The following is a 21,552-nucleotide window of genomic DNA, read 5'->3' as shown; positions in this document are numbered from 1 at the left end:
GCCGTGCGGGTGCCGCCTGCGCGGTTGGGCTTTTTGTCGTCTGCTGCTGCGAGACCCGATCTATCGCTCTGGCCGTTGTTCAAGACGAATAGATGCGCTGCGCCCGGTCAAAAAAAAGTACCAAGATTGCCAACTTTGACTGTATCATCGCGCGATGGCTGCGTTTCCCATTCAACTCGATCGTGCCAGAAGGATTTCGCTGGCTGCCCAGATTTATTCGGCGATCCGAGAGGGCATCGAGAACGGGCGGCTCGCCTCGGGCGCGCGGTTGCCCTCTTGGCAAGATCTGGCCGCTCAGCTGGGCGTCTCCCGCGGCACCGTGCGTGTGGCCTACCAACGTCTCATCGCGGAGCAATTCGCGGTTGGTCTCGGGCCTGCAGGGACCCGTGTGGCCGAGCGGCAGCCCCGATCCTCAACGCACGACCGTTCGCCGGAAGCCCCGCTTCTGCCAGACCTCTTCTACGAGTTCGGAACCGCGCCGCTGGCATTTCAGATGGGCGTACCTTCGCAAGATGCCTTCCCGTTCAAGCTGTGGTCACGCCTCCTCACCCGCGAGACCCGGTGGGCCGCGGAGGCGCCGGTGACGTATCCGGATCCGCGTGGCGATCCGGAGCTGCGAAAGGAGGTGGCGGCTTACTTGGGGCTGGCCCGCGGCATTCGGTGCAGTGCCTCTCAGGTGCTCGTCACGGGCGGGTTCTCCGGGGCGCTCGGTCTGGCGACCCGAGGGCTTCAGCTTGGAAGGATGGGAGCCTGGATCGAGGATCCAGGCTTTCCGCTCACTCGCACCGCGCTCGGCTTGGCTGGCATGGCTGTGACAGCTGTCCCGGTTGATGCGGAAGGACTGGATGTCGCCGCTGGTGTCCAGAACGCCGCCGGAGCGGCACTGGCAGTCGTGACACCAGGCCAGCAGGCGCCGCTCGGGATGACGATGTCTCTGCCGCGGCGGTTTGCATTGCTCGCCTGGGCTCGGCAAAGCGACGCCTGGATCATCGAGGACGATTACCTGAGCGAACTGCAGCTGAACGGTCGGGCGGCGCCGGCTCTTGCATCGCTCGATCATGGGGGACGGGTGCTGCACATCGGCAGTTTTAGCAAAACGATTAGCCCGGCGCTGCGCTTGGGTTTCATGGTCGTGCCGCCGGAACTGGGTCGTAGATTCGGTGAGCTCGCTGCTTGCTTGGCGCCTGCGCCAGCCGCGGCTGTGCAGCGCGCTGTGGCGAAATTTCTGCGGGAAGGGCACTATCTTCGCCATCTGCGTCGCATGAAGCGGCTTTACGCCGCCCGACGGGAGGCTCTGCTTCGTTGCCTCGGAGAGATGGCGTTAGACTCGATAAAGGTAAAAGCCACCGCCGGTCTGGCAGTTGTGCTCTCGCTTCCCGAGTATGCGTCAGACGTGGACATCGCTTCACGCGCTCTACAACTCGGCATGGCGCCGGCTCCGCTGTCGCCGTGGTACATGCGGCCTTCCAGGCGGCAGGGGCTGCTGCTCGGCGTGACAAATCTCAATGAACGACGACTGAAGGCGGACTGTCGTCGGCTCTTGGAATTGGGGCGATAGCACTGTGGACGCGACGCATGCTTGCCAAGAGTTCCGCGAAGAACCCATTGCGTCGTACTCCGACATTTGAACAGAGCTCTATGAGCCCGCGTCCTCACCAAGCATTCGTGACGCCGGCATAGGCGTATTATCGCGTGTGGTCTTGAGTGACTTCAACGGCTGCCGTTGTGTCTTCATCGCCGATCCTCGCCATCAAAGGCCTGTACGCAACACGCCTCGAGGCGGCGATGTTCGAATTGCGACTGCGCCGCTGCGGCTAAAACTTTCGTTACCGAAGGCGGATCGGCCTCGTCCATGGGATTGGCGGCGGCAGCCGGGATATCTGCGCGCCTGGGCCAGGCCGAGACATCGGTGGCCCCTGACATTATCCACGAATTGATAACGTCCGGCCCGGCCCGGTCGGCCATTGTCTAATCAGGCGGCCGGTATCACGTTGTGATTGAGCCGGAACATGTTGGCCGGGTCGTAGGTCTTCTTGATGGACGCCAAGCGCTCGTAGCGCTCCGGGCCGTAAATCGCCGCGGCGTCGGCCGCCTCATCCGGCGCGAGGTTGTTCACCACCCGCCGGTCGCCCTGCCAGGGCTTCATGCCGTCGAGCAGCTCCGCGACCGACCTCTTGAGTTGCTGCTCCTGCGACAGCGGACCGGCCGAGACGCCCAGCAGGCTGTACGGCAGGCCCCGGGTCGCTACGGCGTTGGGTACCGCCGGCTCCCGGTCCCACGCCCCGCCCAAGGCACGCAGCTCGGCGATCACCAGGGTGGTCTCCGCGTCCGGACCGACGAGTTCGATCAGCTTGTCCTGCGCCTGCGCGGGGAACTCTCGCAGCATGATGCCCCGTTCGTAGTATGGCACCGGTTCGGTCGGCTCGCTGTGGATCGACGCTACCTCGGCGTACGGCATGTCCCGCACCGTGTCTAGGACTGCCGGAGCTACCGCCCGCAGCGGCTCTACCATCCGCTCGCCGTCCGCGGTCGTGCCGTTGTAGGCGATCCGCACCGCCACCAGAAACTTCCCGCGGAAGGGCTCAGGCACTCCGGGCATCGATGGCCGCCTTCGCGATGACCTCGGACCATAGCACTCCGGCGCCGACCCGGGCCGTGCGGCCCGCCGCGTCGATCGTTATGTCGTTCATTCGATGGGTCGCAATCGCGACGGCGCCGTGCGCCTGGCCGACCATCTGGTGGCCGGTCGTCTTCACAAGGACCGGCCGGCGCTGCCCGGCCGCGAAAGCAACGGCGGCCTGAACATCGGCCGCGCTCTCCGGCACCACGATCACCGCGGGCACCAGCTCGTGATTCAAGTTCCAGACGGCGCGTTCATGGTCGTATCCCGCGTCGTTCGGCAGTAGAACCGAACCCGCGACCGTGGCCAGGAGGCGCGCCGCATCCTCTGGCGATACCGGCGGCAGCGACCTATCGTTGAAAGGCATTACATACATCCTATTACTGGCGCCATCCCCGGAGCCAAGACATCTCGGACGGATCCGAAAAGCCTCCGCCTTTCGCGATGACGGCTGCAGCGGGTGAGAACAGGGCGGGCACCAAAAGACGCGCTTCCCACGTGTCGATGGCTGGTAGGTGTGGCCGGCTCTGCTCATGAAACAGAACCAAGATTGGCGGGAATGATCGTACCATTGCGCCATGGCCGCTCTGCCCATCTATCTCGACCGCGCCGCAAGGACGCCGCTGGCGACGCAGATCTACCGGGCGGTCCGGGACGCCATCGACGGGGCCGGCTAACCACCACAAGCTGATGACCGATGCGTCAGACACCGATGATGTCGCGCGCTACAACCAGGAGCGCAACGCCATCCTGCTGTCGAGCGCTTCAAGCAATGGGCAACCGTCAAGGGCGTGGTTTTTCACGACGAGCTGCAGGCCGAGAACACGATGCACAAGCGCATCACCGCTGTGCGGTCGCTGCCGATGGAGCTTCGACGCAAGTCGAAGCAGTGGCTGGAGGAGCGGGGCCTCAAGGCGCGGGATTCTGAAAGCGGACATCGGGGCCGGCGGTGAGGCATTAGGATGAAACCGGCATTTGGAAGGTGATCTTGGGAATCTGTTCCAATTTTTTCAAGCTTGTCGCCAAGCTTTGAGATTTTTGGCCCGCCGTGCGGGACTAGGATCCGACGTCGCTTCTTGAGGCGACGAGGTGTGTTGACCTGAAGCTTGGTTGGCCGCGGGCGACCTTGAAGCCCGGTTAAACGCCCGCCTTCAAGTATCGGCTAAAAAACAAAAAGGAGAGGAAACGATGCGCGTACTGAGGACGATCCTTGCAGCAGCCGTCGGCGTAATCGTGGGCGCGACTGTCGTCGCTGCACAGGATGGTGCCGCGAGCTATCCGAATCGACCGATCAAGATCATTGTTCCGTTCGCCGCTGGAGGGACGACAGACGTCCTTGCCCGAATCGTCGGGCAGGCGCTGACCGCTAAGTGGGGGCAGCCCGTTATCATCGAGAACCGTGCTGGAGCTGGTGCTACTATCGGCGCTGACATGGTCGCGAAATCACCTCCCGATGGCTACACATTGTTGATGGGCGCCACCCATCATAGCATCGCGCAAAGTGCTTACTCCAGAGTGCCTTATGACTTCGGGCGCGACTTCTCGCCGGTAACGGTCATTGCTCTTGTGCCCAACATGGTTGTCGTCAACGCCAAGGTGCCGGCGAGGACCATCGAAGAATTCATCACCCTGGCAAAACAGAAGCCCGGCAGCTTGAACTACGGCACTGCTGGCGCCGGCACCGCGCATCACCTCATCGGCGAAATGTTCAAGTTGAAGACTGGGACGGATATCGTTCACGTACCTTATCGCGGAAGCGCGCCCGCACTGGCCGATTTGATGGGGGGGCAGGTGCAGGTCATGTTTGATACCGTCACGTCCGGTTTACCGCAGGTCAGGGACGGCATGACGCGGGCGCTCGCTGTCACGACGGCGCGGCGTTCGTCGGCACTGCCCGACGTGCCCACGCTCGCCGAGGGTCCTATACCTGGATTTGATGTCGGGACTTGGTTCGGCTTATTGGCGCCCGCAGATACGGCCCCCTCCATCGTCGAGAAACTGAATCATCAGGTGGTCAAGATCGTCAACTCGCCGGAGGCGAGAGCACGCATGCTAGAACTCGGGGCCGAACCGGTCGGAAATTCCTCTGTCGAAATGGCCGCTCAGATCAGGAAGGAGATTGAGACGTTCGGCGCCTTGACCAAACAACTTCAATTGGTGGTGGATTGAGCCAAGGGCTTTTTCTTTCCGATTAATGTCCGAGCTTGCTCTCCGCATCATAGGAGTCGGTGGAGCGCGATGCTAGAGGAGCATAAACTGGATATCGAGGCCGCGCCCGTGGGCTTTGAGGAAGCCTCGAGGCTCGGCGGGACCTCACCGCACTCAGCGCTGCGCCGCTGTAGCTCCTCGGCAATGTCCTCCGATGCATCGCGCGACCAGCCCTCGCTGGTGTTGAAGCTGACGATGCGGATCGGGCTGCTGTACTGCCCCTCCATCAGGCGGTTGGCGACGTCCGGCGGCTCACCCCTGCAGCAGAAAGGATAACCATGGCTAACAATCCCAACACAAACAAACTTCGCCGCGAGTTCGAGCACGAGGAGGCGTGGTGGAATGCGCCGACGGAAGAACAGAAGCAAGCGCAGCGGGAGATCATGACCGAGCACGCGAGGAATAAGGACAAGAGTGCAGCCTGGGAGGCTCTGCCAAAGGAGGACAGGGACACCGGGCACAGGGTTAACGATGCGCTGTCGAAAGTGGAGTCGGCACACAACCGCGCTATTCAAGCTGCGAAAAGTGCGCTGGAGCAGGCGGAGCGGCGGGCAAAGAGCCTTACTGGGATCAAGTAGGTGGCTTGGAAGAGTGTAGTTGCGCGATCTGGCCAACATCGCGCAGGTCTATCTTAGCAGCCGGTGGCGGCGAGGTGCGGTCCCTGCGGCAGTTGTTTAAGTCAATGCTGCCGGAAATGTATTCGACGTTGCTGGAGTGATGCCGCAAACGATCCGGGGCGCGGGGTGGCTATGAGGTCAGTCGAAACCGATCGATACAGCCTGTGAGCCCGACTGCGCCAAGCATCCCGTTCCTTCCGCACGTCTGACAATTCGTTGCGGAGCAGCTTGATAATTTGGCGCTGAGTGTCGATCTGCGCCTGTAGCAGAGCCATTTCTGCCCGTTCCCAGCCCGCAGCGTCTTGCCCCACTGACTCGCCGGAGGCATGTCCCTCGGCGGCTCCAAAGGCGTACACGCGGTGCAGCAGCAACTCGGCGGTGTCGATCTGGCCGATGTTCAAATCGCGGGATACTGGGGCAGCTTTCTTCAGCCTCAACATGGTGGACCTCGTTTTAGGTCACCCCCATTGCAACCTCCCAGATTCGGCTTAACCATTCGTTAACCCTGGACCAGCGGCAGCGGCGCATCTTTGATCCTTAGGTCAATGTATCGTCTGGTGTGCGCCGACCGTTCCGACGAGGCGTGGGCGTGGTTTCGCCAGCGAGATTTCTACGTGATGCCTCGATAGCGCGGCCAGGCCGCCCATCGCTCAGCTGCATCCGCGATCTCGTCGGGCGAATTGATTGCAATCGCGCGAGCAGCCTGACTTTCTGCTGTCAGACTTGCTTGGCGGTGCCGCCGAGCCGCTCCGCGATCTGCGCGTCAGTCTTCCCGGGCAGCCAAGCGCCTCAATAATCGCTTCTCACGCGGACTAAGCAGGTCGCGCATCGGACTCTCGCTGATAACCACGCGCATTTTGCAGCGCCGTACTTGATCAGCGCGCGACAGCCTCAAGCGTCCGAGAGGCGGGGCCGACGCTGGGGCCGCGAGCGGGCCCAGCGCACCGACGCGAGATGTCCCTCATCCCTCTGTTCTGTTCACTTGTATACCAAAGGCGTCCCGCCCTAAGTCTATTCTCATCCGGCGAGGGCCGCCGTGAACGAGCGAATGTTCATCGTGCTAATTATCTTGGTGGGCATGACTACACCGGCATTGATCATCCTTGCACTGCTCTATCGGTGACGCAGCGCGCAACGGCCCCACGCGTCTCCGGGGGCTTTTGTGACAAGGAGGCCGGGGACGCTGGGGCCGCGAGCGCGCGGCTTGTCCAGCGCACCGACGCCATCCTCCGCTTTCGGCGCGCTCGCGCGCTAACAAATGATACGTCGCCACATTAAATTCCCGGGTAGCCCGCCTCCAACACATCTTCAGTAGGAACGCGGGCCCTCGAGCCGCATTGGCATCGCGCTTCGGGCCAGCATCACAACGTTTGCTCGAAGTGCGGCTCCAGCTAGCAGCAGGGACCGTAGGCTGGGGCCGCCCTTTCAGCAGGTGGACGTCATGACCGTCCCGACACTTCGGAAGCAGAGCTGTCTTACACCATCGGATTTCGCAAGCGAAGCAATGTCGAGGTTTAACGACCGAAGTGCCCGACGGCCAACCATGCGCTTGCAGTCATCGCAACCGTCGAACAGTCCGTGGGCAAGCTCGACTCCGCAGGAAGGCGAGATAGGCATCGAAATGATTAGAGTGTTGGCAAAACAAGAAGCCGAGAAATGTCTCAGACACCCGTTTGAGGCGTCTATCGTCGGTGCGCGGGCACACGCTCTGACGACAGCACTTGGTTGCGGGTGCCGCTGGTGATCAGCGCCTCGATCTCGCGGCCTTCTTTTTTGCTGATGTTTTCGAGGTCTTCTTAGCGACCTTCTTTGATTTCCTGGGCGCAGTGTTCTTGGCCGACTTCTTTGCGGACTTCTTGGCAGATTTCTTTTTGGTGGCTTTTTTGACTGCTTTCTTCTTCGCGGCAGCGTTGGCGACTGTTGTCGCCACCTTCTTGACTGACTTGGGGATGCGTCTAGCCGCCGCCTTTTTTGCTTTGTCCGCCACCGTTTTCACGGCGGTCTCGGCCAGCACTCCGGCCGCGTTGGCAGCAAGGTCGGTCATCTGGTCGATGATCGGCCTCTGCTCAGAAGAGTTTTTGGCCTGACCTTGAGGCGGTTGCTTTTCGGTGTCCATGGGGCGTCCTCCAGAATCACTATATTAGCTCAATTCCCTTCAGTTAGCGCTCCGTATCTGGGACGCTCCCTTCGTTCTACGGTCGCTCGCTTGCCCATCGGGTTTCCCCGAGCCCCACACAAGGGGCGGCTCGACCAAGGACTCACCTCAGCGCGCTTCAGGCAGGGGCGCGCTAAGGCTTTTCCCGGTCACTGTCGCGCACCTTCGACACCACGCACGCCTTCGAGCCCGACCTTGCAGGGGTGCGTGAACATCTCGCGGCCGTCGATCTCAAAGCTTTCACTGAACTGGACGTCGCTGCCAGTGATGATCTTCTTCAGCGCGGTCTTACGCTGGAGCAGAGGGACTTTCCGCAGGTCCTTGCCATTGAGACAGGTCAAAGGCAACGAAGACGATCAGGTGCCCTTTAGCTCGTTCTGCAAGACGGAGAAATCGGTGCTGCCATCCGCGGCCGGAACTACGATTTCGCCATCGATGATGGCCGAGCTCGCCTTGATGTGCCAGGCGTCGTCGGCGACCTTCTTGAAGCGTTTGGTCCAGTCCTGCCCACGACGGGTGAATATGGCGACGGCTTCGTTGGCGAGATGCACCTGGACGCGATAGCCGTCGAACTTGATCTCGTAAATCCAGCGTTCGCCCGACGGCACGCGGTCGATCGAGGATGCCAGGGCGGCTCGATGAAGCCGGGGAAGGGCGCCTTGACGCCTACTGCTTCCGGCTTCTTTCGTTGAAACGCCACGGTTACACCACGCGCAAGCTGTACTGCCGGCTGTTCTGGGCAGCGTAGCGATCGACGAATTCCTGAAGGAGCGAGGGGACGTCGCTCAGTTGCAGGTTACAGCGGTGCTGGATCTTGAGCGCGGCGTATTCGGAGACGTCTTCAGACCAGCGCTCTGCCGTGTTGAAGGCGATGACCTTGATAGGCCTGCGATACTCGCCTGCGAGCAGGTCCTGAATGACAGTTTCGAGGTCTGCCATTTCCAGATCGGCTTCGCGCCAGGCGCTGCCTGCGCGTCCGAAATCATCCGCCACCAGATACACGGTCGGCTCATCGGCCGGCACGATGGAAGGAGCCATCCGGACTGACGCATACGCAACTCCATGCAACAGAACCCGGATTCAATTTGATTTGAGCGGTCTCGTTCCAGCAACGGGAACTGCTCGTTGAGCCGCGCCTGGTCGCAAAGAGCGCAATTCAAAGCTGGCCATCTGCCTGGACCGGAGCCATCGACTCGGTGCGGCTAGACGCTAGGCAGACGCAAGCGACACCTTTTCCACACCCACGACGCGCACACTCATTGTTGCAGGTCGCAAAAAACGGCCGCGGCACAACCCGCCGGAGCCGTTGGAGGCCTCGACGGTAATGGGGGGCCGCCAAGGCATACTAGGCTCTAGGAAGATTCGGCAGTGGGGTCTGTATGCCTATGGACATAAGCGGCGCCATTGGTCGCAGTCTCGGAGTGACCGACGCGCCGTAGCCCGCGACGACTACGAGCCAGACCAGCGACCCGATGTAGAGGCGGTCGCGGGGATGGTAAGAACGTCGCGCTGCCGATTGGCTGTTAGTTCGACATAGATCAAGTCGTGGCGGTTCGAACTCGTCCGGCACAGCGCCGTCTTGATCGTGGACTATCACTTTGCGACCTGTATCGCTCACGAGCTTCCGACCGAGCGACAGCGCCGTCTCAACGTCCGGCAGATCGAGCGAGATCAAGGAGTTCGTTCGGGGACCGGTCCCGATGATCGCGATATTTGCCTTGCTGTTAGACATAGCCGCTCCCTTGGGTTTGACGGGAAGCGCTACGCGCAATCTCACACCGATGTCTGCCACGGTCCGCTCGGTGATGACGGTCAACTGCCGGCCACCCATTGAGTTGCTATCCGAACGTCAAGTTTTGCTTACCGTGCAGCTATATGTTCGATCTGGAAGCGGAGTTTGACGATCAAGACAGGGCCGATCTCGCCGCGTACTTCGATTGCCAGGTTTCGCACTTCGGATCCGGGCAAAACATCCCATAGCAAGGGACGCCTCCGCTTTGACCTCGTCGAAGGTTTCGAACTCTATTCCGACGTCATCGGCAATGAAGTTCTGATTATCTCTGGTGTCGAAATACTACCGCGGCATTTTTGACGAACGATGGTGGGCTGGTCTATTCCTACGAAAGCGGCCCTCTTCAAAATGAGGCCACAACGCCCGGACACAGACCAGACCGCCAGGACGGACGGCGACAAGGCGCAAAGGCATTCGGCGCGCCGCAGGGTGGTTCCAGCCCCCACTGCGGCCATCCGGGACAGCTATTGGCTGGTATTTAAATCGCGCCGGTGTTCTCACAGTTTAGCGGCGGAGTATGGCCGCTCAGGAACCAGCGACCTCAGACACTGTTACGGCTTTGCCGGCTCGCCGCCGAGCTGGCGGAGCGGCCTCGACCTATCCCCGCAATCACCCCTGCAGTCGGGGCCGACTCTCCGCCTTTGGCACGCCATAAGGTAAAAACGATCAATAGGTTTTCATCTACGTGAACACCGCCAAGCAGGTCGGTGACGTCGAGCATCTCAAGGTTTTCGCGACCGAAGACGCTGCCAAGGATTGGCTCGATGAGAACGATCCCGAGGGGGTAGCGTTCGAGTACGACGTGATAGGCCCCCGGCGCGTGTGGGGCCATCTTCCCGCCGAGAGAAAGCCGCCAACTGAGGCGGCCTTACAGGCGCGGCGCCAGGTAGTCGAGAAACGTGAAAAAACCGTAGAGGGCGAGAGCGGTTACAGCCACGAAAGCGACAATCATCGTCGCCCATTCGCGTTTGGAAAATAGATCGAAGTCGAACATAAGGAGCCCTTGCCGACGAGCTAGCGCCGAGAATGTATAGCCGTTTCCTACCGAGGCGGCCTCACGCTATCTCATCCTCCCAAACTTGCCTGTGGCACCTCCGACATTCAAACACCCGGACGTTTTGTTTCTTGCGGGGATCGAATGCCGAAAACGCAACAGCCAACTCTCCATGGCAATGGGGGCATGAAGGATGCGGGCCTCGCTCTTGCGGTTCGGGAGGAGCTTCTTTGCCTGCGTCTGTCATCGTTGGTCCGCACGTTCCCGTTCATGCGCGCGTGCGCGGAACCAGTCTAGGATACTCCCGGCCGCCGATCCAATTACGGATTAGCTGGCACAGGATCAATTCAAGGCGCATATTCGGCGCGTGGGAAGAGAGGACCAGAGGCGCTGCAAGTGCGGTGCGGTTTATCGCCGTACCGAACGCATGGCCTGCGAGCGAGAGTTCAGTAGTTTCGAGTGCGCCGTCTGCGGCGAGACAATTGAAAAATGGCATTCTGCTCTAGTCCCAAGCTACCGCCTGATAATCGGACCTATCAGAGAACCAAATGACCCATCATCCCAAACGCCCCAGACCTCCAACTTCCTAAGTCCACATCGGGGTCGTGAGCCGCTGCCGGTCGCGCTTCCTGTGCAATCGGCCTTTCACACCCACGACAGGCAGTAGCTCGCGCTCGTGCACCGGATCGAATCAAAGGTGCAATCCGATGATAAACCGGATGGCAAGGAAGGCGCCGCCGACGACAATAGCCGTCGCACCGATCGCCAGCACCACTCTCCAGGTCTCGTCCAATCGGCGCCTCGCACAAAAAACGGCCCCAGCATCGGGGCCCGGGGCATGATGATGCTGGGGCCTCCGGACAGGCTCTGGTCTTGGGACAGAGACCGTCGCGGAACACAAGCCGGGCTCCGTCCGGACGTTCCCAGTCCAAGTCTTAATCTCTGTTGCTGTTGCTGAATCGGCACATCGGATCACTCCTTTTGCACACCCACGAATCGCCAGCAGCCCGCGCATTCGGAGCCTCTACGATTGGGCGCGATGTTCCCAGGCAAAATGCGTCATCAAGCATGTGACTTGGCTTCCAGTCACGAACTAGCGACCGCACGCGCCAACGATGACACGAAAATTTTGAAGGGGCCGAAGGACTACCCTGACAGTCTTCGGGGTGCGGTCCTATGACTGTCGTACGTATGTCGGCTGGGTTTTGCAGCGGTGCTGGTGGCTACGCTGAGCAAAGAAAACGCCATTGTGTTGAGCGGTCGAGGCATTACCAGGGAAGGTTAGCGATCGCGTCGGCAGCGCACGTTAGAAGCGCAATCCAGCCGAACAACACACACCAAGACCAAACCGCAAGATATGTGCTATGGCCCCGCGTAGCACGGCTCACAGCGATAGAATCATCCATACCACCCCCAAAGCGCTGAAGATCGACAGCACGACAAAGCCGAACCGATATGAATGTTCCGCCCAACCCACAAGCATCCCCTGCTTATGCAACCTGTGGTGACGCTATATCGTGCTTGGTTGTGTGCGAAAAGAAAGCGACATTGACCTAAGCGCACTTTTCGGCGCACTGAGGCCCGCTCGCAACACCCACGACCGGCAGTAGCTCGCGCCGACGGCCGGCCCCTTAAAAGACCGGGCCAACCTCTGCTAAGCCGAACTGAGTGCCCCCTTCGAGCAATCATTGTTCTCACTCCAGTCCGTTAACGTTATCTGGCACCGGGTTCGAGCCTACCCCCGGCCGCGGAGCCCGCGTCGCAGGCGGCCTCGCCCATGCGCAACATGTCGGCGAGGTCGCTTGCGCTGGTCTTAGCGAAGGAGTCGGTCTTCGGTCCTGCAACCGTCCAGGCAGGGCTGACGCAAAGGCCCTGGCCGTGCCCTCTCGGCTGGGGCCTCTGGCGTCGCCCCGCGGGCGATCGAAAGCTTCACGCCCGCCCGCCCGCCGGATAAGACCGGAAAAATACACCTTGGCGCTTGATGCGGTCGTAAGAGAATGTGCAGCCGTGAGCGCGGGCGAACACTTGGGCCCCTGCAATTGCGATCGCACCCCTTCCGCCGAATGCGTGTTCAACGTACCGGTTGTGAATGATCACTTGCTGGTCCGCCCCGATTTCATCCAGGACGCCCGCCAGCCGGAGCAAGAAATCTTCACGCGTCTCCATGAGCGAAAATATGCAACGGGGAGGCGCTGAATTCCAGCCGGGATGCGCCCCCAGCGTGAACCGGCACTTCGCAAGCGTCACAGACGTGTGGCACGGCCATTGCACAATTCAAGCTAACTGGGATTTCAGAGCTCAGTTTGAGAATGAGACGCTGCCGGGACATGTATTTCGAGCCCGGCAGCGTTTTATTTCGAGACTAGTGGGACAGCCGCCAACTTGCACCGGCCCTGGGCGGTCGAGACCTCGCTCGATGGTCGGGCGGATTGATAGCCGGCGGCGTTGCACTGTCGGCCCGGTAGGCGCGCGCGCTCGGTCTGTCGCTGCAAGCGGTGACAGCAATTATTCTCGTTCTGCGCCGCGCATGGCGCCAAGGCCTCGGATCATTCCGCAATGGCGCGCGCACTGGAACTGATGACGGGCACGAGATCGCCGCGGCCTGAACTGTTACGCGGTAACAGTCTCCAGATTTGACGTGCCTTTCATCATGCGGGAACCGGAACAATGGTCCGACCCCGTGGTTGACGGCGCATCAACAACCACTGGAGAGTGTGGACATGAAAACCCGTCTTGCGATTTCGTTGGCTGCTGTGTCGCTGCTGGCGTCGAGTGCAGCCTTTGCCCAGTCGACGACTGAACAGGGCGCCAGGGACGGCGCACGTGCGGGTGGCGACGTCGGTGGCCCGGTCGGCGCGATGGTCGGCGGCACCGTCGGTGCGGCCGTTGGCGCCGGCCTCGAAATTCCGAATGCCGTGCTCGGCGGAATTCCGCGCGACGACTCCGTCGTGATCCACGAGCGCGTCGTCGTCGGCGAGCCGTTGCCCCCAACCGTGGTCTTGCGCCCGGTGCCGAACTACACCGAGTATCGCTACGCGGTCGTGAATGATCGCCGCGTCATCGTCGAGCCGCGCACGCGCCGCGTCGTCAAGATCATCGACTGATCGGTCAGAGCGTGAAGGCTTTGAACAGCCGGGCCCTGCGGAGCGTCACTCCGCGGGGCCTTAGTTCGTCAGACCGAATTGCCGCGAAACCGCGGCGCCTGCCCTGGTTGGGAGATCAGGCGTTGCGAGAAAACCGCCAGGCAACTGTGGCGGTTTTCTCGTGCTCGAGGCCGTCGAGGTGCGGGCGGGGTGCTTTTAAACGCACCACGAGGCCGCGCGGCGAGTCCTGGCGCGGCCCTGTTTTATTCGAACCGGCGCGACATCGCCGGAGGCGCCCGGTTCGTGACCTTGATCCAGTCGCACGTCCGCGGCCGACAGCTCCTTTCGCGGTGCTTGGAAACGATCCCTCGAGGTTCATGCGGCAGGCCGCATCGAGCAGATCCGGACCGATCGCGCCGGGCTCGAAGGGCGCCACGAAGATGCCCTGGGCCGCCGGCGTAGCAGCTTGCCGAGTTCGGCCTTGCGCTCGAATAGCGGCAGCTCGCGAACGTCGCCGGCGTCAGCAGCGGATCTCGAGCGGCTCGCGCTGGCGCGATCGTTTGCGCACGGTCTGCGGGCTGATCCCAATGAAACTTTTTGTCCCGGCGGAAATTGTGCATGGAGTGGGCCCCTCGGAGCAGACGGGGTCAGGCTGCTGGTTTGACCGTTCGCCGGGTGTGTTGATCCTCGAATTGCATAGGACTGAGATAACCGAGTGCCGAGTGAAGCCGTCGACGGTTGTAAACCTCCTCAAGGAAGCGCGGAAGGTTTTCGGCAACGTCGATGAAGGTTTCGAATGCCATCGGATAAACGGCTTCGACCTTGAGTGTCTTCATGAAGCTCTCCGCCGTGGCATTGTCGTATGGGTTGCCGCGCCGGCCCATGGAGCCGATCAAGCCGTGGGCGGCAAGATGATCGCGATAGGCAGCCGCAGCGTATTGGGCGGATTCAAACGGTCGTCGCAACACCAGTTGTTTTCACTCATAACAGCAATTCGTCAAGCGCCTCCGCCGGCGTTTTCCAGCCTAGTGTCTTTCTCGGACGGGCATTGAGGGCCGCTGCCACAGCGGATATCTCGTCGGCGCTATGGATGCTGAGGTCTGTGCCTTTCGGGAAGTACTGTCGCAGCAACCCGTTGGTGTTCTCGTTAGTACCGCGCTGCCAAGGGCTTTGCGGGTCGCAGAAGTAGACCTGGATACCCGCATCGATCTTGAGACGATCGTGCTGAGCCATTTCGGCTCCCTGATCCCAGGTCAGCGAGCGACGCAGTTCTTCGGGCAAGGTGATGACGGTGCGCGTGATCGCGTCGCGCACGGCCTCGGCCCCGTGTCCCGCGAGCGCAGGTCCGTTCTTCGCGCGCGGAGCTTCGCCGTGCCCCGCCAACCGGGGAAGGTGCAATAGCATCGTGAAGCGCGTCGTGCGCTCGACCAGCGTGCCGATTGCCGAGCTGCCAAGACCGAGGATGAGGTCTCCCTCCCAATGTCCCGGCACTGCTCGATCGGCAGCTTCAGCAGGGCGCTCACTGATCATGATCTCCGGCGAGACAAACCCCTTGCCTCGCCTGCGTACGCGCGCCCTGGGCATCCGTAATACACGCCCGGTTCGCAAGCAGGCCGTCAGCTCGCGGCGCAGTGCCCCACGGCCCCTGAACGAAGAGAGCTTGATAGATAGCTTCGTGGCTGATGCGCATCGTCTTGTCGTCCGGGAAGTCGATCGGCAAGCGTCGGGCAATCTGCTCGGGACTCCAGGCTTTGGCCCATCGCCGATCCTTGCGTGGGCCATGCCGGCGGCCCTTCCACAGAACGGCGGGACCAGGAACGAGCGCGCCGCTCGGGGCTACGACGCCGCCAGCAAGTCTCTCCTCCACATAAGTGCGCAAGGTTGCATTGAGCGCAAGCTTGGTCGGCTTGGGTCGGCGGGCGGATCGATTCGCATGCCATTGGGCAGTTGTTGCCCGATACTCCAACCCGCCGCCGCGGGTAGCCGCGTTGCGTCGCAGTTCACGGGATATTGTCGAAGCAGCCCGCCCCAGGCGACGTCCAATCTCTTGCCTGGAATGGCCCTGCACCTTGAGGAGTGCGATCTCCTCGCGCTCTACCAATGAGAGGTACCGCCCGGAGAGTACCTTTGCCGAAGATCTGAACATCGCTGGTGGCATGCCGCCCGCCTTTCGGAATAATCTGCTTCCGACAGGTTGTGACAATCCGGCTTCCAGCGCAGCATCCTCGCTGCTTAGCCCCGCGGCAATCGCCAGCCAAAATCTATTCTGTTCATCGCGTCCTGCAACAGACGGCCGTCCTGGCGATGGCAATGGGGCTCGTCCTGACCGCGCCGATCGGCGCCTTACAACGTTCATCGCAACCTCCAACCTCCGAGTGTTGCGACGACCGTTTGAATCCGCCCTGTGATCCACGATCGGAATGATGCACGCAGCCGGGAGGTGGTTTGCGGCCTTCGATCGCGGCGGCCAGGGCCGCGAGCGTCAGCCGGGCGTCGATCGAGCGGCTGATGGCGTATCCGACCACTCGTCGTGACCAGGCATCCAAGATGACGGCGACATAGACAAAGCCGCCGGCGATGGCGACATATGTGATATCGGCCACCCAGAGTTGGTCGGTACCGGTGGGAGTGATGTCGGTGGCGAGATTCGGGAAGGTCGGCTGACCGTGATCGCTGTCTGTTGTCACCATGAAGCGGCGACGTAATCTCGGCTGAAGGTCATGCTCACGCATCAGGCGGCGGATCTTCTTGTGATTAACGATCAGGCCCTGCTGGCGAAGCGCAGCCTGGACGCGACGCCAGCCATAGTGCTCGAACTCGTCGCAGATAGTGGCGATCGCCTCAACGATCGCAGTATCATCGGCCGCCTTCTCAGAGCGGTCATAGTAAGTCGAGCGCGCAATCCCCATCAGCCGACATCCTTCCGTGACGGAGAGGCCGCGGGGCCGGTGATCGCGGATGTAGGCTCGCTTCTCCTCCGCGGTCGTGCATGCAGAGCCCCCTTTAGAAACTCGAGCTCCAGGGCCTGTTTCCCGACCAGCCTCTCGAGGGCGGCAATTCGCGCCTCATAATCCTGGAGAAGATCGGCCGCCGCCAAATCTTCATCGAGAGCGCCTGCCTGAAACTTCTCGACCCAGATCCGGATCAGATTGCGGGAGATGTCATGCCGCTTCGCGAGCCCGTGCAGCGTCTCGCCGCTCAGATACTCTTGCGACACCTGCCGTTTGAACTCGACGCTGTGGGTTCGGTGCTTTGCCATGGGCCTTCATCCTCTGAAAGCCCGGCCGTCCGGTCAATTACTGAAAGCCAACCTGTCCCCCCTGGAGGGCCCACTCCAATGAGGGGTCAAAAATTTACAGACGATGACGTAATTGCGGTCAGCGCTCGGGGCACGAAGCTCCCTTATCGTCGAGCTCTCGCAATCAAGCGATTCGGAGGAGCTGTCATGAGGCAATACGTCGGCCTGGATGTCTCGCAAAGGGAAACTTCAGTGTGCGTAGTCAACGAGACGGGTCAAGCGATTTTTGAAGGAAAGGCCAAGTCTGATCCCGGCGATCTGTCCAAGCTGCTTTGTAAACATGCGCCACTGGCGGAGCGTATCGGCTTTGAGACAGGCGCGATGGCGAGCTGGCTTTGGCACGAGCTTCGTAGGGTTGAACTCCCCGTCGTTTGCATCGATGCAAGGCATGCACACGCAGCACTGTCGGTCCGCATGAACAAGAGCGATCGGAATGATGCTCGGGGCATTGCCGAACTGGTGCGGGTTGGGTGGTATCGCGAAGTCAAAATCAAGAGCGAGGAGAGCCAGAAGGTTCGAGCGATTCTTGTCGCGCGATTCCGCCTTGTGTCCATGCGCCGGGATATCGAGAACCAGGTCCGCAGTCTGATCAAGGAATGTGGGTTGCTATTCCCTCGCGCCATTGGCCAACAGTTCCGTAACCAGGTCGGCGAGCTATTGGGCGAAGGTCATCAACTCCTCAACGTGATCGGGCCGCTCCTGTCGATTCATGAGCATATCTGCCAGCAGCAGCGCAAATTCGACGACGAGGTCCGCCGATTGGCAAAGTCTGACGAGACGACGCGTCGCCTGATGACGGTTCCTGGTGTCGGCGTGGTGACTGCCTTGACGTTCCGCCATACGATCGATGACCCGTCCCGCTTCCGATCGGCCTCGACAGTCGGCGCCTATCTCGGCCTCACACCTCGGCGCAACCAATCGGGTGAAACTGACACTAGTGGCAAGATCTCCCGATGGGGCGACAGGCTTCTCCGAACCTACCTGTTCGAGGCAGCGACCGTCCTTCTCCATCGGACCAAAAAATGGTCTTCCCTCAAGGCCTGGGGAATAAAGCTCGCGAAGCGGGTCGGTATGAAAAAGGCAAAGGTCGCCATTGCGCGCAAAATCGCTGTGATCCTCCACTGCATTTGGGTCGATGGTACGTCGTTCGACTGGGGCCACGCGCCGGCCTGACCTCATTTTGCAAGTTCCTGGCCCGGTCCGCCGGGCCCGGCGATGTCCCGCTGGGACGGTGGTCGTGGTGACCTCGGTCAATCGGCTGGTGGCGGGCCTCGCCCGCACGCCGTTGCAAACGATGAGGCACCCGATCCGGACATCATCATGAGGCGCTTGCGACCTCGGAAAGGACCATGACCCCAGCGACGGGCAGTTGATCGCATTGAGATTTAGGTAACGGCTAAGCGGCCCACGACTACCGAGCTGGCTATCGATCTACCAGCCGCGCTCGCCCCCGTCTCCGCAACCCCGACCCGCTCCGACGGGTCGAGCGCTACCGTTTTGCCGAATGGCTTTCAAAAAGAGAATTGACATCAATCCGCAATTAAAGGGCCGATTGACAGCCTTGTCGGCGGCAGCGCGGTCGACCAGCCGACCGAAGTCCTTTTCGAAGGGGCGGCTAGGGTCTTATTCTGCTCAGTTTTCTGCCGCTCGTGCCCCTAAGCAGACGCAAATTGCGGAGGAGGCACGCAGCAACGCGGTTTGCCTCTATTCCTTGGTATGTGGCTGACCGCTGGCAGTGAGGTCGTCTTCCACCTTCCCTTCGCTCTTGAGCTTTGCGGCTCTGTCCTCGTTCTTCTTTGCTGACTCTTCCTTATCGCCTGGAGTGGCGCATTGCGAACCGGCCTTGAGATCGCCCCTCACCTGAGCCTCGTCGGCTGAGTTCTGCTGGGATTTGTCCTGCTGGAGCTTGTCCTCGCATTGCTCGGCCGACGTGGTGGCGGGGATGAAAGAGAAGGTCAGTGAGAAAGCAATTGCGATCGATCGATGCACGGAAGTGTTCCTTGATATTGTGCAATTTACGTCGTAGCCAACGCGTCCGGCGCGGCGTTCATTGAACTAAAATAACCTAGGACCGGACAGCTAGTTCCCGGCTCTCGGCTGGCGCCCCTGTTGGGGTTGAGCGGACTTTCTGCGGTCAGCCGCTTGATGAGCACACGGCTTAACAGCCCCGGCAGATACTTTTGATCTTCTTATCCAGAGCCTTGTCCGCGGGATCGCGAAGCTCCGCAGCAGGTCTAGGATCTTGCTGACCGGCAGCCGCGGGCTGCGCGCGGTGATAGTGGCGCCGGCTTTTCGCATCTGCCGTTTGAACGACGGGGAGTGCTGCAATAAGGAGCGTATACAAAACGACTTTCAGCAGTTTTTGCAAATCTTCCCCACCGTTCTGTCTGCCTTGGTGTTCTCTTGATCTATTTTAGCGTCGCTGTCCTGGGTGTTGGTTGTCGTCGTTCTACCGATGCCGCCTGCAGGCGCCGTGCTCCGCGCGCTATCGCCTGGAGATCCGGATGAGGTCGCGGTACCGGCGGCATTGGTGCCGGGTGCCTGTACGCCCGTGGCCGAGCCGTTTCTTTCTCCCGTCCCCTGGTTAATTGACGGGGCTGCTCCGGGAGCTGCCGCGGTGCCGGTTGGGCCGCCGGTCATCCCCGAAATTGTGCCGGCGGAATTTGCTGCGCCGGAGGCGGCACTTCCCGTGGCTGAAGGAGAAGAGGTCGCGCCGGCGCTGCCCGCAGCTGAAGAGGCTGCTCCACCGGCGCTTCCACCAGCGGACCCGCCGCCGCCGCCGCCTCCGCCGCTACCGCCTCCACCTCCTCCGCCTTGAGCGAACGCGGCACAGGGAAGGACGATAGTCATGGCGAGAGCGAGACGAAGGAGTTTCATGCTGCGATTCCTTTAGCGACCAAGCGGCCTCCGGTAATTTCGTTCCTATCGCCGACTTGGCTTCGCCAAGGCGAAATCGATAACCCGGGCTGCCACGGAAGCTTAATCTGCGCGCTCCGCAAGGCTTTGCGGCCGCGCAACATCGTCAGCCCTGGACCGGAGTTGTTATGCTTGCTTGGTATTCGATGCTGACACTTATGGCCGATGCCCTTTAGGTCATCGACGTTCGGCCGCGGCAGATCGCGGCGGGCACCAGCACTGCCGGCGAAATGTTCCTTATGGTCACTGAAAAGCTGGATGCTGCGGCGGAGGCCCGAACGATATTCATGCGTGGCGGCGACAGCGGCGAGGTTCTCGATCCCTACAGAAAATCGTGGCCTTCAACGTCAAGCGTTTGTCGGCAGGCAAGACGGTCGGCCTGAGATTAAGAGGCGGCCCATAGGAACGCGGCGCAGGAACGATTGTTTCGATCTAGCCGGTGCGTTCACGGCCTGCGACAGGGTGGGACATCAATGTGCGTCCCGCCGCGAGGCGAAGGAGCACGCCAAGTTCATCGCTCATCGCATAGGCGGTGAGAAGCCACCCTTCGCGCAGCCTGGCAACTACATCAGGGTCCGGGATGAACACGGTGTAGAGATTTTCGAGGCACCGATACACGTTGGGCCTGGCTATTCTATGCTCAGGCAGCTTAGGCGGCGAGCCGCCATTTTTTATGCCATTCCTTCCGTCTGCGCGTTTTGTTGTGCGCTTCTTTGCGCGCCGTGGACGCCATGGAGCTCGCCGAGCATATCGACCAGATGGTGCTGTTCTCGGGTGACGGCGACTTCCGGTCCCTGGTGGAGGCGGTGCAGCGCCGCGGCGTTCGCGTCACCGTGATTTCCACGATCGCGAGCCAGCCGCCGATGATCGCCGACGAGCTGCGTCGCCAAGCCGACGTGTTCACCGACCTCGTCGAGCTACAATCCAAGCTCGGCCGCGACCCGTCCGAACGCCCCGCCTCGCGTGCGTTGGGGCTACATCAGAGATTTCCAGCTAACGCTGTTCGAGGGCCGCTTAGGGTCAAAATGCGAAGAACTCAATGTGAGAAAATCAGGTCTGCCCTGGCTCACCCGGACATTCGTGAGGGCGCTGCGAATTCGCGAATGGGCCAGTAGCGGCCGAGCTGAGCGAGATAGCGCGCAACACTCTCCTCCAATTGCGTGCGCCGCCGCTCGACTTTGCCGCGCGTGAAGTTCTTATCGCGATTATTGACTGCTTTGAATTTGCTGCCGTCGATGGCAACGCTGGCTGTCGCGAGCAAGCCCATCTTGCGGCACACCTCGAGGAGGCGCGCGCAGACCTTTTTGATGCCGGGACCATTGTCCTTGCGGAAATCGGCAATCGTTTTGTGATCTGGCGCAAGCCTGGCGAGCAGCCACATCACTTCGACGTTGCGGCCAGCTTCACGCTCAAGCCGGCGGCTCGAATGGACACGGTTGAGATAACCGTAAATGTAGAGCCCTAAGAGCGCGGCCGGATGATACGACGGCCTACCTGTGCCGGCAGGCTCAACGCCACCGAACCCAAGTTCAGCCAGATCGAGGGCTGCAACGAAGGCGTCGATCACGCGAACCGGATTGTCATCTGCAACCCGGTCGTCCAGGCATTCCGGCAACAAAGTAGATTGCCCACGATCAGCTCCTTGAACGAAACGAGTCATGTCAGCCCCGCCGATTCACGGGAATCATAGCAGGCACGGCGTTTTCACACAGCCAGGGTCAAAACGCGAAGAACTCAGCAGGAGCAAATCTCGTCCGCCTTGCCATACTAAGCGGACCTCAACGAAACGCTCCGCTACTTCGCAGATGGGCGAGCAGCGGACCTCCGGCAACGTCACGCGCCGCGCGGCGCGCGTGTCTTGAAGGAGGG

Annotated in this window: 18 protein-coding genes and 4 pseudogenes; 8 read left to right on the top strand and 14 right to left on the bottom strand. The window is 61.1% G+C overall.

Annotated elements, in window-relative coordinates; all coding sequences use genetic code 11:
* The first annotated feature begins 154 nt into the window (after positions 1 to 154).
* A complete protein-coding gene (gene pdxR, locus ACVJ5M_RS46900; RefSeq protein ID WP_354100436.1) occupies positions 155 to 1,558 on the top strand; it encodes a MocR-like pyridoxine biosynthesis transcription factor PdxR in 1,404 nt (467 codons plus the stop codon).
* 414 nt (positions 1,559 to 1,972) lie between these two features.
* On the opposite strand, the gene ACVJ5M_RS46895 is transcribed toward pdxR, so the two are convergent.
* Positions 1,973 to 2,560, bottom strand: coding sequence for a BBE domain-containing protein (locus ACVJ5M_RS46895; RefSeq protein WP_354100435.1), 588 nt, complete (start codon positions 2,558 to 2,560; stop codon positions 1,973 to 1,975).
* 22 nt (positions 2,561 to 2,582) lie between these two features.
* Positions 2,583 to 2,987: an FAD-binding oxidoreductase gene (locus tag ACVJ5M_RS46890; RefSeq protein ID WP_354100434.1), complete on the bottom strand. Its 405-nt coding sequence runs from the start codon at positions 2,985 to 2,987 to the stop codon at positions 2,583 to 2,585.
* Between the two features lie 743 nt (positions 2,988 to 3,730).
* Between ACVJ5M_RS46890 and ACVJ5M_RS46885 the strand changes: the two genes are divergently transcribed.
* Both ACVJ5M_RS46885 and ACVJ5M_RS46880 read left to right on the top strand, forming a co-directional pair.
* Positions 3,731 to 4,789: a tripartite tricarboxylate transporter substrate binding protein gene (locus ACVJ5M_RS46885; RefSeq protein WP_354100433.1), complete on the top strand. Its 1,059-nt coding sequence runs from the start codon at positions 3,731 to 3,733 to the stop codon at positions 4,787 to 4,789.
* Positions 4,790 to 5,106: 317 nt separating this feature from the next.
* The gene (locus tag ACVJ5M_RS46880) at positions 5,107 to 5,406 is read left to right on the top strand and encodes a hypothetical protein (RefSeq protein ID WP_354100432.1); all 300 of its coding nucleotides are present in this window, start codon (positions 5,107 to 5,109) and stop codon (positions 5,404 to 5,406) included.
* A gap of 101 nt (positions 5,407 to 5,507) precedes the next feature.
* On the opposite strand, the gene ACVJ5M_RS46875 is transcribed toward ACVJ5M_RS46880, so the two are convergent.
* The 5 genes and pseudogenes from ACVJ5M_RS46875 to ACVJ5M_RS46855 form a co-directional block, all read right to left on the bottom strand.
* A complete protein-coding gene (locus ACVJ5M_RS46875) occupies positions 5,508 to 5,885 on the bottom strand; it encodes a hypothetical protein (RefSeq protein ID WP_354100431.1) in 378 nt (125 codons plus the stop codon).
* Positions 5,886 to 7,189: 1,304 nt separating this feature from the next.
* The gene (locus tag ACVJ5M_RS46870; RefSeq protein WP_354100430.1) at positions 7,190 to 7,561 is read right to left on the bottom strand and encodes a hypothetical protein; all 372 of its coding nucleotides are present in this window, start codon (positions 7,559 to 7,561) and stop codon (positions 7,190 to 7,192) included.
* A gap of 215 nt (positions 7,562 to 7,776) precedes the next feature.
* A pseudogene (locus ACVJ5M_RS46865) lies at positions 7,777 to 8,300 on the bottom strand (ATP-dependent DNA ligase); the annotation flags it as partial.
* A gap of 2 nt (positions 8,301 to 8,302) precedes the next feature.
* A complete protein-coding gene (locus tag ACVJ5M_RS46860; protein WP_354100429.1) occupies positions 8,303 to 8,638 on the bottom strand; it encodes a hypothetical protein in 336 nt (111 codons plus the stop codon).
* 811 nt (positions 8,639 to 9,449) lie between these two features.
* The gene (locus ACVJ5M_RS46855; RefSeq protein WP_439035991.1) at positions 9,450 to 9,626 is read right to left on the bottom strand and encodes a hypothetical protein; all 177 of its coding nucleotides are present in this window, start codon (positions 9,624 to 9,626) and stop codon (positions 9,450 to 9,452) included.
* Between the two features lie 451 nt (positions 9,627 to 10,077).
* On the opposite strand from ACVJ5M_RS46855, the gene ACVJ5M_RS46850 reads away from it, so the two are divergent.
* The gene (locus tag ACVJ5M_RS46850) at positions 10,078 to 10,371 is read left to right on the top strand and encodes a hypothetical protein (RefSeq protein ID WP_354100428.1); all 294 of its coding nucleotides are present in this window, start codon (positions 10,078 to 10,080) and stop codon (positions 10,369 to 10,371) included.
* Between the two features lie 1,944 nt (positions 10,372 to 12,315).
* On the opposite strand, the gene ACVJ5M_RS46845 is transcribed toward ACVJ5M_RS46850, so the two are convergent.
* Entirely contained in the window at positions 12,316 to 12,552 is a 237-nt protein-coding gene (locus ACVJ5M_RS46845; RefSeq protein WP_456679793.1) for a hypothetical protein, read from the bottom strand.
* A 554-nt stretch (positions 12,553 to 13,106) separates the two neighbouring features.
* On the opposite strand from ACVJ5M_RS46845, the gene ACVJ5M_RS46840 reads away from it, so the two are divergent.
* Entirely contained in the window at positions 13,107 to 13,490 is a 384-nt protein-coding gene (locus ACVJ5M_RS46840; RefSeq protein ID WP_231145605.1) for a DUF1236 domain-containing protein, read from the top strand.
* Positions 13,491 to 14,116: 626 nt separating this feature from the next.
* Here the strand turns inward: ACVJ5M_RS46840 and ACVJ5M_RS46835 are convergent.
* The 4 genes and pseudogenes from ACVJ5M_RS46835 to ACVJ5M_RS46820 all read right to left on the bottom strand — a co-directional run bounded on the left by ACVJ5M_RS46835 (position 14,117) and on the right by ACVJ5M_RS46820 (position 16,728).
* Positions 14,117 to 14,437, bottom strand: coding sequence for a transposase (locus ACVJ5M_RS46835; protein ID WP_456679792.1), 321 nt, complete (start codon positions 14,435 to 14,437; stop codon positions 14,117 to 14,119).
* 13 nt (positions 14,438 to 14,450) lie between these two features.
* Positions 14,451 to 15,825 (bottom strand): annotated as a pseudogene (locus ACVJ5M_RS46830) (IS30 family transposase).
* Positions 15,740 to 16,429 carry an IS3 family transposase gene (locus tag ACVJ5M_RS46825; RefSeq protein WP_231145767.1) on the bottom strand — a complete coding sequence of 230 codons (690 nt, stop codon included), beginning with the start codon at positions 16,427 to 16,429 and terminating at the stop codon, positions 15,740 to 15,742. Before ACVJ5M_RS46825 ends, ACVJ5M_RS46830 begins: the two are co-directional and overlap by 86 nt.
* Positions 16,378 to 16,728 (bottom strand): transposase, encoded by a 351-nt coding sequence (locus ACVJ5M_RS46820; RefSeq protein WP_063981905.1) that lies wholly within the window; start codon positions 16,726 to 16,728, stop codon positions 16,378 to 16,380. The genes ACVJ5M_RS46825 and ACVJ5M_RS46820 overlap by 52 nt, the downstream gene beginning before the upstream one ends.
* Positions 16,729 to 16,914: 186 nt before the next feature.
* On the opposite strand from ACVJ5M_RS46820, the gene ACVJ5M_RS46815 reads away from it, so the two are divergent.
* On the top strand, positions 16,915 to 17,940 hold the full coding sequence (locus ACVJ5M_RS46815; protein ID WP_354079412.1) for an IS110 family RNA-guided transposase: 1,026 nt from the start codon (positions 16,915 to 16,917) through the stop codon (positions 17,938 to 17,940).
* 531 nt (positions 17,941 to 18,471) lie between these two features.
* On the opposite strand, the gene ACVJ5M_RS46810 is transcribed toward ACVJ5M_RS46815, so the two are convergent.
* Positions 18,472 to 18,756, bottom strand: coding sequence for a hypothetical protein (locus ACVJ5M_RS46810; RefSeq protein ID WP_162478977.1), 285 nt, complete (start codon positions 18,754 to 18,756; stop codon positions 18,472 to 18,474).
* A gap of 1,092 nt (positions 18,757 to 19,848) precedes the next feature.
* Between ACVJ5M_RS46810 and ACVJ5M_RS46805 the strand changes: the two genes are divergently transcribed.
* Entirely contained in the window at positions 19,849 to 20,520 is a 672-nt protein-coding gene (locus tag ACVJ5M_RS46805; RefSeq protein WP_439035953.1) for a DUF6894 family protein, read from the top strand.
* A pseudogene (locus ACVJ5M_RS46800) lies at positions 20,403 to 20,798 on the top strand (NYN domain-containing protein); the annotation flags it as partial. The gene ACVJ5M_RS46805 and the pseudogene ACVJ5M_RS46800, both read left to right, overlap by 118 nt.
* Before the next feature lie 5 nt (positions 20,799 to 20,803).
* On the opposite strand, the pseudogene ACVJ5M_RS46795 reads toward ACVJ5M_RS46800, so the two are convergent.
* A pseudogene (locus tag ACVJ5M_RS46795) lies at positions 20,804 to 21,343 on the bottom strand (transposase); the annotation flags it as partial.
* Between the last annotated feature and the right edge of the window lie 209 nt (positions 21,344 to 21,552).

The sequence above is a fragment of the Bradyrhizobium sp. S3.7.6 genome, from assembly GCF_054061875.1.
This window is presented reverse-complemented; position numbering and strand designations above follow the sequence as displayed.